Origin of the sequence: Burkholderia sp. Se-20378 (assembly GCF_017104665.1) — a bacterium.
In the GTDB taxonomy this organism is placed as follows: domain Bacteria; phylum Pseudomonadota; class Gammaproteobacteria; order Burkholderiales; family Burkholderiaceae; genus Burkholderia; species Burkholderia lata.
The window spans coordinates 1-1,249 of record NZ_JAAGPG010001087.1; the positions used below are offsets into that span (position 1 = coordinate 1).

General features: G+C 71.3%; 2 protein-coding genes. Both read left to right on the forward strand.

The genetic code is table 11. The features are described 5' to 3' along the window. Positions 1–180 precede the first annotated feature (180 nt). Complete coding sequence (locus G3N93_RS40310; protein ID WP_307873460.1) at positions 181–783, forward strand: TolC family protein; 603 nt, start codon at positions 181–183, stop codon at positions 781–783. 59 nt (positions 784–842) lie between these two features. Further along, positions 843–1,249, forward strand: a 407-nt coding sequence (locus G3N93_RS40315; RefSeq protein ID WP_206135558.1) for a biotin/lipoyl-binding protein, incomplete at its 3' end; no start/stop codon positions are given.

The following is a 1,249-nucleotide window of genomic DNA, read 5'->3' on the forward strand; positions in this document are numbered from 1 at the left end:
TTGGCCGCGGGCTTCGCGTCGTCGTCATCGGGCGGGTAGTGCACGACAGGCGGCGCGAGCGGCGCGGCATCGGACGCGGCAGGGTTCGCGGCTGCGTCGTTGTTGAATGCGCTGGCGGAGCTGGCCGGGCACGCGCCCGGCGCGATTTCCGACGCGGCCGCACGCTGCCATGCGACGCCGGTGCTGGCGCGACCGTTTCCGATCGGGGATGGCGCCGCGCTGCTCCGCCGCCGCCCCGACCTGCGCGAAAGCGAGCGGCGGCTCGCCGCGTCGAATGCGCGGGTCGGTGTCGCGACGGCCGAGCTGTATCCGTCGATCGTGCTCGGCGGTTCGGTGAACTGGCTGTCGACGACCGGCGATCCGTCGTCGCTCGGCGACAAGTACGCGATCGCGTGGGGCGTCGGGCCGCTGATCACCTGGCGCTTTCCGAATCTTGCGGCGAGCCGCGCACAGCTTGCACAGGCCCGCGCGGACGATGCCGCCGCGCGCGCGTCGTTCGATGCGCAGGTGCTGCGCGCGCTGAAGGAAACCGAACAGGCGCTCGCCCGCTATGGCGCCGAGTGGCGCCACAAGGCTGCGCTCGACACCGCGCGTGCCGAGCACGCGCGCGCTTACCGGCTCGCCGAACTGAACTACGACGCGGGCGCGCTGGATTTTCTCGGCGTGCTCGACGCGCAGCGCAGCCTCGTCGCGGTCGATGCCGCGCTGGCCGCGTCGACGCAGCAGGTTGCGCTCGATCAGGTCGCCGTCTTCAAGGCACTGGGGGGCGGCTGGCAGCGCTAGCCGGCCGTTCGTGAATCCGCACGTCAATCCGCCCGCATTCAACCATTCCGATTCCGATCATGAGCACCACAGCCGTACCCGAGAAATCCGCCCGTTTCGCGCGGCGCCACTGGATCGCCGCCGGCGTCTTCATCACCGTCATCGCGCTGGCCGGGTTCGGCTGGCGCTGGTGGACGGTCGGACGCTTCATCGAGCACACCGACGATGCGTACGTACGCGCCGACATCGTGACCGTCAGCCCGCGCGTGGCCGGCTATGTCGCCCGCGTGGCCGTCGACGACAACCAGCCCGTGAAACGCGGTGACGTACTCGTCACGCTCGACGATCGCGACTATCGCGCGAAACTCGACGATGCGCAGGCGGCCGTCGCCGCGGCCGATGCGACGCTGCAGGCCGAGGAAGCCGCGGCCGCGACGCTCGACGCGCAGGTCGGCCAGCAGCGCAGCGTGATCGAGCAGGCGCAGGC